At 69.0% G+C, this 7,001-nt stretch carries 10 protein-coding genes; 5 read left to right on the top strand and 5 right to left on the bottom strand.

Translation table 11 applies throughout. The annotated features are described in order from the left end of the window. Nucleotides 1-3: 3 nt before the first annotated feature. Nucleotides 4-384: a hypothetical protein gene (locus tag DBR34_RS03875; RefSeq protein ID WP_128095779.1), complete on the bottom strand. Its 381-nt coding sequence runs from the start codon at nucleotides 382-384 to the stop codon at nucleotides 4-6. A 298-nt stretch (nucleotides 385-682) separates the two neighbouring features. Here DBR34_RS03875 and DBR34_RS03880 point away from each other — a divergent pair, with 298 nt between their 5' ends. Next, nucleotides 683-1,441: a hypothetical protein gene (locus DBR34_RS03880; protein ID WP_258223646.1), complete on the top strand. Its 759-nt coding sequence runs from the start codon at nucleotides 683-685 to the stop codon at nucleotides 1,439-1,441. Nucleotides 1,442-1,453: 12 nt separating this feature from the next. Here the strand turns inward: DBR34_RS03880 and DBR34_RS03885 are convergent, their stop codons facing one another. Beyond that, a complete protein-coding gene (locus DBR34_RS03885) occupies nucleotides 1,454-1,906 on the bottom strand; it encodes a hypothetical protein (protein ID WP_128095781.1) in 453 nt (150 codons plus the stop codon). 168 nt (nucleotides 1,907-2,074) lie between these two features. On the opposite strand from DBR34_RS03885, the gene DBR34_RS03890 reads away from it, so the two are divergent. Continuing rightward, on the top strand, nucleotides 2,075-2,560 hold the full coding sequence (locus tag DBR34_RS03890) for a transposase (protein ID WP_128095782.1): 486 nt from the start codon (nucleotides 2,075-2,077) through the stop codon (nucleotides 2,558-2,560). 26 nt (nucleotides 2,561-2,586) lie between these two features. Here the strand turns inward: DBR34_RS03890 and DBR34_RS03895 are convergent, their stop codons facing one another. Then, complete coding sequence (locus tag DBR34_RS03895) at nucleotides 2,587-3,012, bottom strand: hypothetical protein (protein WP_128095783.1); 426 nt, start codon at nucleotides 3,010-3,012, stop codon at nucleotides 2,587-2,589. 186 nt (nucleotides 3,013-3,198) lie between these two features. Between DBR34_RS03895 and DBR34_RS03900 the strand changes: the two genes are divergently transcribed. Beyond that, on the top strand, nucleotides 3,199-3,477 hold the full coding sequence (locus DBR34_RS03900; RefSeq protein WP_219928206.1) for a hypothetical protein: 279 nt from the start codon (nucleotides 3,199-3,201) through the stop codon (nucleotides 3,475-3,477). A 199-nt stretch (nucleotides 3,478-3,676) separates the two neighbouring features. Further along, the gene (locus tag DBR34_RS03905) at nucleotides 3,677-3,940 is read left to right on the top strand and encodes a hypothetical protein (RefSeq protein WP_258223647.1); all 264 of its coding nucleotides are present in this window, start codon (nucleotides 3,677-3,679) and stop codon (nucleotides 3,938-3,940) included. A 72-nt stretch (nucleotides 3,941-4,012) separates the two neighbouring features. On the opposite strand, the gene DBR34_RS03910 is transcribed toward DBR34_RS03905, so the two are convergent. Beyond that, nucleotides 4,013-4,384 carry a MerC domain-containing protein gene (locus tag DBR34_RS03910; RefSeq protein ID WP_128095786.1) on the bottom strand — a complete coding sequence of 124 codons (372 nt, stop codon included), beginning with the start codon at nucleotides 4,382-4,384 and terminating at the stop codon, nucleotides 4,013-4,015. 68 nt (nucleotides 4,385-4,452) lie between these two features. Between DBR34_RS03910 and DBR34_RS03915 the strand changes: the two genes are divergently transcribed. After that, on the top strand, nucleotides 4,453-5,784 hold the full coding sequence (locus DBR34_RS03915; RefSeq protein ID WP_128095787.1) for a GTP-binding protein: 1,332 nt from the start codon (nucleotides 4,453-4,455) through the stop codon (nucleotides 5,782-5,784). Between the two features lie 9 nt (nucleotides 5,785-5,793). Here the strand turns inward: DBR34_RS03915 and DBR34_RS03920 are convergent. Further along, nucleotides 5,794-7,001: ATP-binding cassette domain-containing protein (locus tag DBR34_RS03920; RefSeq protein WP_258223648.1), on the bottom strand; the 1,208-nt coding region annotated here is incomplete at its 5' end.

The following is a 7,001-nucleotide window of genomic DNA, read 5'->3' on the forward strand; positions in this document are numbered from 1 at the left end:
GTACTAGCGTCCAGGTTCATTCGGGCGTGGGGCCGGGTCCTCCTGCACGGACGAACATACCCAGCCGCCATAGGTTCCAGCGCCGCTGAGGATGCCTTCACCGGTGGCCGCCTCCATGCCGTCCCGCGCACACAGGGTCTGGTGGTAGACGCGGGTGGCCAGCGACTGGCGCGCGTACCGGTAAGTGAACGAGCCATCCGGGTTGGGCACAAGCACCTGTTCCACGTCTATCTGGCGCTGGTCATCGGCCAGGTCCGGCCAGCGCCCCGTGCGCACGATCAGAACAGTGCCGTCAGCGTCGAGGGCGGGGCGGTCGTGGAACCCCGGTGGAGGAGGCTCGGGCACGACGCTGGTGAACAGAAGCAACGCGAGAAGTGGCTGCACGAGCAAGGCTCCGGGAGGGGCGACACAGTGTGGCGCGCAGAGCGGCGGGCAGTTGTGCGGTGGTTCGCAGTGCAGTCGCTGGGGACACCGGACGCTGGCCGGGTTTGTGATCGCTTCGCGTGTGCCGAAGCGTCACGGCTATAGTACTGGCGCACTGGCCAGGACGACGTCTGTCCCTGCGGAAAGCGCACCCCACAGAACGATGTCAGGACGCGACATGAGCACCAGGCTGCAGAACCACTGCCGTTCCCACCGTCGGGTGCCGCGCTGGCTGACCGCCGCGCTGCGGCTGGGGGCGATGGTGTTGCTGGTCGGCTGTGGCAACGCGCCGCATGCGCCTCCTGCAGGCGGGTTGCAGGATGTGCGCTCCATCGACATCCACTACCAGCACCGCGGCAGTGACCATGCCGATGAGGTTCACCGGCTCCAACCCGCAGCAGGCCGCCGTACCTTCGTGCGCCGTTCGCAACTGGATGCACGTAATCCCGGGGCGGTGCTGACCGACGATGTTCCTGCCCAGCGCGTGGCCGAACTGCTGTGGGCGCTGTCCGCGCCGGCGTGGCCGCGCGCGCGGGGCGTGGAAGAGGTGGCCCGCCGGGTGCGACCGGCACAGATGCTGGCACGCGCGTCGTCAGATGGTGCACCGCTGCAGACGGCCTGCACGCCCGATCAATTGAAACGCGAGATGCGCGCGCTGCTGCACGGCGCCGCGCTGCGCGATCAGGTTGATCGCTACTACGCCGGCCCCCGATGGGACGAGGATGCGCCTTCGATACGCGTGGTGGTCGACTATGAAAGTGCGCCGCCGCAGGTGCTGCAGTCGAATGCACAGACGCTGTTGATGCTGCCGTGGGTGTTGGGGCCGCCGCAGGGTGACGCCAACGCCACCACCCATGAGGTCACGTCCACATGGTCGGTGCCGATCAGCCAGGCGTTGCGACGCGTTTTGCCGGATACGTCGAAGGCCTACATCCGGCTCGGACAGCGCCAGGACGTCATGCTCGAATCGCGTCTCCGTGCTGATGCGCGCCTCGCCTGCGAGGCGCAGCATCGCTGACAATGGCGCGCATCAGGTTCCGTAGCGCAGCAGCGTTCCGCGGCTGAACAGCCATTGGCAGCGTCGCTTGCGCATGGCACGCACCTTGCCCTGTTCGACCACCACGTGCGTCTCGTGCAGCGCCTCCCCGTGTACGTGTGCACCGGGCTTGAAACGGAACACGCCACTCTGGCCGTCCGGGGTCAGCAGCGCTTCTTCCATCTGCGCACGTTCGTCTGCATTGAACAGGACCGCGCGCTGTTCGTCGTCGGGGGTGACCAGCGGTGTGTCCACCTGACGCCAGGGCGAGGCGAGCCGGTAGGCGATGAAGTAACGGCCGTCCACGCGGGTCAGTTTGACGGTTTCCCGGCTGTGGGCACCCGGTGCGGCATAGCAGCCGATCAACCGCCCCTGCCCGATCGAATCGCCGTTGCCGCAGCCGGCAAGCAGCAGAAGCGCAGGCAACAACACGGCGGACAATCGCATCAGGCAGCCACGGGTGCGGGTGACCGCGCAGTGTAGCGTCGTCTCTCCATTGAGGGGTTGTCTGATGCTTCGCAGCTTCTGCGATGACAGCACCGCGCGCCACTTTCCCAGCCAATGGTGCTGCGTCTTCTGATCGCTGCCGTGCAGGCGGATATGGACACTGCGAGCATGTCCTGCGATCACCGCCCCTGGCAGCCTGGCAACGCGTACTTCTTCAGTGCGCACCTGCACCGTGCCCACGCCGGGCTGCTGGTGGAGCACGCGCAGGCCTTGCGGCTGGCGTTCCGGGTGGCGCAGCAGGCACGGCCGTTCCGCATCGATGCCATCGTGGTGCTGCCCGACCACCTGCATGGTGTGTGGACGCTGCCGGCGGGGGATGATGACGGGCATCGGCGCTGGACGCAGATCCAGGCCATCTTCGACCGCCACCTGCCGGGCAAGCCGCCGCGCGCGGTGCTGCGTCGCGATCGTTGCGCACGGCCGCTGTGGCACAGCAGTTTTCGCGAACACCGCATTCTGGATGAGGACGACTTCCATCGACACGTGGCCTATGTGCACCAGAACCCGGTGAAGCACGGCCATGTGCGCGATGCGATGGAATGGCCTTACAGCTCCATCCATCGCGTGGGGCGGTCGGAGGAGGTGCAATGCTGAGGTGGTAGTGCCGGTTGCCGCCAGGGTCAGCCGCAACGCACCTTGAATACAGGTCCGGCGCCGATCAGTACCAGGGCCATGTAGTCGCTGTTCTTGTCCTTGCCCTTGAGGGTGGCGCCCGGGTTGAAGTGGAAGATGCCGAACCCGCCAGTGGGCCGGACCAACGCCTTGTCGATCTGATCGGCATCGTCCTTGAAGTAACGGGTGATGTCCGCGCGCGAGGACACCTGCAGCGCCGTGGGGTCGCGCTGCCATTGCTCGTCGCGGTTGAAGCTGACGAAGTACTGGCCCTGCTGCTGCTCGATGCGGAACTCGGCGGGCTTGCGCGCGTGGGTGGCATAGCAGCCCAGCAGGGGATCGGCGGAGAACACGCCGGCGCCGGTGTCGGGGTTGCGGCAGGCACCCAACAGCAGGACCGGGGCAAGCAGGGGAAGGCAGATGGCTGGGCGCATGGCAGTGTGCTGGTGCGGCGGTAGGCGCAGTCTAGGCAACGTCGTCCAACGACGCCGTGTAGAGAGGCCGCCGTGTACACCCCTGCCATCCGCCCGGGTGTACGTTGGTGGCCGTCCAGACGAGCAGCGCCCGTGCCCCCGCACCCCCGTCCGCCACCGGCAGCATCCTTCCAACCACGGCAAGCTGTGGCCCGGGCCCCGGTAATGGGCGTGTGCAGCTTCCTCGGGCTGCCGCTGGGCGCTGCGGCCTATTGGCTGGCAGACGTAGGCGGGCAGGGCGATGCAGGCGTGGTCAGCAGCGTCATGGCGGCCATTGGCGTGCTGGCGGCGGCAGGCGTGGGCATGGTGGCCAGCATCGCCGCACGCGAGCGCCAGGAGCGCTGGCCGTGGTTGGGCATCACCGGCGCGTTGGTCAGCAAGGCGCCGCTGCTGCTGTTCCTCGTGGCGTTCATCGCCCATCACTGAGGGCGCTGCGGCCAGACGCCGCCTCCACCCGACGCGCTCCCACAGGGATGCGCCCCCGGGCGTCGTGGATCGACAGCGCCTCGCCGACACGGTTCAGGGTGTACGTTGGAGGCCTTCCAAACGAGTCGCGCCTGTGCCCCAGGACAACCTTTCGCCTGCATCCACCCTTCCCGCATCACCGCGTGCCGCACGGGCACCCGTGTTGGGGCTGTGCAGTTTCCTTGGCCTGCCGGTGGGGGGTGCGGCCGGCTGGCTGGCCGGCGTGGCCAACCATGGCGTCATTGCCGGGGCCGGTACCACCGGGGTCGCCATCGGTGTGCTCGCGGCGGCGGCCGTAGGACTGGTGGCCGCCATGGCCTCGCGGGTGCGCCAGGAACGCTGGCCGTGGCTGGGGATCGTCGGTGCGGTGGTCAGCACGGCACCGCTGGCGCTGTTCATCGTGTCGATGCTGCTGCACCGCTGAGGGGGCGGATGTCCCGCGATCGCGCGCTGACGAAGCGCAGCATCACGCCAGCGGCGACGGTTGACTGCCCACTCAATGCCGATGCCGCCGCCAGGCGTTCCACACATGCGTGGCCGCCAGCAGCAGGCTGCCGGCGACGGTCATCGGGGTTTCGCTGTCGTGGCTGGGCCACTCGGCGGCACCGGAAAGCAACAGCAGCAGGCCCAGCGCGGCGCTGGTGACGGCGGCCGCAGGCAGGCGCTGCTGGCGGTGCGCGCGCCACAGGGCGAAGCCGGTCAGCGGGGCGGCGATGGCAACGAACAGCACGTGCACCCATTCGGCCTGCGCCCACACCCCGAACAAGGGCAGGGTGGCGGCCAGGATCGGCAGGGCCAGGCAGTGCAGCAGGCACAGGCTGGACAGGGCGATGGCGCCGGCATCGAGCAGGGTTGAAGAACGTTTCATGGGGCTGGGGTCCGGCTCAGTGAATGTTATATAGTAACATTTCATTCCGCTGCGGACCCTGTCCCTCCATGAACGCCACTGCTGCCCCCACCGATGCCCGCCTGCCGGTGACCGTGTTGTCCGGTTTCCTTGGCGCCGGCAAGACCACGCTGCTCAACCAGCTGCTGCGCAACCGCGAGGGACGGCGGGTGGCGGTGATCGTCAACGACATGAGCGAGATCAACATCGACGCGCAGCTGGTGCGCGATGGCGGCGCGGCGCTGCGCCGTACCGAGGAGACGTTGGTGGAGTTCAGCAATGGCTGCATCTGCTGCACTCTGCGCGACGACCTGCTGCAGGAGGTCAAGCGGCTGGCCGCCGAAGGCCGCTACGACTACCTGCTGATCGAATCGACCGGCATCGCCGAGCCGATGCCGGTGGCGGCCACCTTCTCGGTCCGCGATGAGGACGGCTTCTGCCTCAACGACATCGCGCGCCTGGACACGATGGTGACGGTGGTGGATGGGCAGAACTTCCTGCACGACTTCGGCTCGACCGACCGGCTTGCCGACCGCAGCCAGCAGGCCGGTGCCGACGACGTGCGCGGGGTGGTGAACCTGCTGGCCGAGCAGATCGAGTTTGCCGATGTGATCGTGGTGAGCAAGTGCGACCTGATCGACGATGACACGCTGCAGTCGACCCTGGCCGTGCTGCGCGCAATGAACCGCGAGGCGCGGCTGGTGCTGTCCGAACAGGGCAACGTGCCGCTTCAGGACGTGCTGGATACGCATCGCTTCGATTACATCAAGGCGCAGTTGGCACCGGGTTGGATGCAGGCCCTGCGTGGCGTGCATACGCCGGAGACCGAGGCGTACGGCATCAGCAGCTTTGTGTACCGTGCGCGTCGGCCGTTCCACCCGCAGCGCTTCGCGCAGCTGCTGAAGCAGGGGCTGGGGCCGGTGATCCGCAGCAAGGGGTTCTTCTGGCTGGCCAACCGCATGGACTGGGTGGGCGAGCTGTCCAGTGTGGGCGCGGCCACCCGTACCGAGGCCGCCGGCTTCTGGTACGCCGCACGCGAGCGGGTGGAGGCCGGGCTGGAGGACACCCCGCCGCTGCTGCCACCGCCGCAGGTGCCTTACACCGACGTCGGTTGGGTGCGCCAACAGGCCGCCTGCTGGACCGCGCCCATGCCGGGCATGGACGAGGTGGGCGATGCCGGCGAGTACCAGGCCATGCGCCGCATGTGGCATCCGTGGTGGGGCGATCGCCGCCAGGAGCTGGCGGTGATCGGGGTGGAGATGGACGAGCGTGCGGTGCGCGCGGAGTTCGACGCCTGCCTGCTCACCGATACCGAGATGCGCGCCGGGCCGATGCTGTGGCAGCTGTTGCCCGACGCATTCCCGGCATGGTCGCGGCACTGACGGCGACGCTTATACCGCCGTCAACGACCAGCCTTCGGCGCCCGCGTCCAGGAAGTGGGTCAGCCCCACGGCATCCAGCAGCGCCTGGTCGTGCGAGACGATCATCAGCGTGCCCTGGAACTGGCTGAGCATCTGCTCCAGCGCGGCCAGGGAGGGCAGGTCGAGGTGGTTGCCGGGTTCGTCGAGCAACAGCAACTGCGGCGGCGCGCGCGCGTACAGCACGGCGGCCAGCGCGGCTTTCAGGCGCTCGCCGCCACTCAGTGTGGACAGCGGGCGCAGGCTGCGTTCGGCGTCCAGCCCGAGCAGCGCAAGCCGGGTGCGCGCATCGGCGTCGCCGGCCTCGGGGTGGGCCTCGCGCAGCAGCGACAGCGCCGTTGCCTGCGCGGGCAGCGTTGACAGGGATTGGTCGAGCAGCGCGGTGCGCGCGGCCACCGTGCAGGTACCGGCAACGGCATCGCAGTCGCCGGCCAGCAGCCGCAGCAACGTGGATTTGCCACTGCCGTTCGGGCCGCGCACGCCGATGCGCTGACCGCGCTGCACCCGCAGGCTGAGCTGCCGCCACGGCGGCGACACCCACGGCAGCTGGACGTCGGTGAGCTCGGCCACGCGCTGCGGCCCGGGCTCCGCCTGGTGCGGCGCGAGCAGGGCAATCCCGGCGACATCGTCCACCCGCGCAGCGGCCTCGCGCACGCGGGCGTCCAGCGCCGCGCTGCGCTCCAGTTGCTGGGCCTGCCAGCGCCCGGCGCTGTGCTCGCTGCGGTTCTTCATGCCGCCCAGCAGGATCGGAGCCTGGTTGGCCGTGCGCGCCGTGCGTTGCGCGCGCGACTGGCGGTGCTCAAACCGTTCGCGTTGCTCGCGCGCGGCGTCGTGCTGGTGGCGCCGTTCGCGCTTGCGCAGCGCCAGCAGTTCGGTGGCGGCGCTGTGCTCGTCATGCTTCTGCGCGGCATACAGGTCGTAGTTGCCGCCGTAGCTGCGCAGCCCGCCCGGCGACAGTTCGACAATGCGCTGCATCGCGCGCAGCACGTGGCGGTCGTGGCTGATCACGATCAGGCCGCCGCGCCAGTGCGCCAGCGCATCCAGCAGCCGCGTGCGATGGCGGGCATCGAGGTGATTGCTGGGCTCGTCGAGGATCAGGCCGTCGGCCTGCGACAGCAGCGCACCGCCCAGGGCCACCTGCATGGCCTGGCCGCCGCTGAGCGAGGCGGCCAGGCCATGCA

Origin of the sequence: Stenotrophomonas sp. HMWF003 (genome assembly GCF_003061285.1) — a bacterium.
Lineage (GTDB): Bacteria > Pseudomonadota > Gammaproteobacteria > Xanthomonadales > Xanthomonadaceae > Stenotrophomonas > Stenotrophomonas maltophilia_AP.

What these genes read in the sequence shown, in the direction of transcription:
- DBR34_RS03890 (WP_128095782.1), top strand. Translation starts at nt 2,075, where the DNA reads ATGTCCTGCGATCACCGCCCCTGGCAGCCTGGCAACGCGTACTTCTTC.
- DBR34_RS03880 (WP_258223646.1), top strand. Translation starts at nt 683, where the DNA reads ATGGTGTTGCTGGTCGGCTGTGGCAACGCGCCGCATGCGCCTCCTGCA.
- DBR34_RS03910 (WP_128095786.1), bottom strand. Translation starts at nt 4,384, where the DNA reads ATGAAACGTTCTTCAACCCTGCTCGATGCCGGCGCCATCGCCCTGTCC.
- DBR34_RS03915 (WP_128095787.1), top strand. Translation starts at nt 4,453, where the DNA reads ATGAACGCCACTGCTGCCCCCACCGATGCCCGCCTGCCGGTGACCGTG.
- DBR34_RS03885 (WP_128095781.1), bottom strand. Translation starts at nt 1,906, where the DNA reads ATGCGATTGTCCGCCGTGTTGTTGCCTGCGCTTCTGCTGCTTGCCGGC.
- DBR34_RS03895 (WP_128095783.1), bottom strand. Translation starts at nt 3,012, where the DNA reads ATGCGCCCAGCCATCTGCCTTCCCCTGCTTGCCCCGGTCCTGCTGTTG.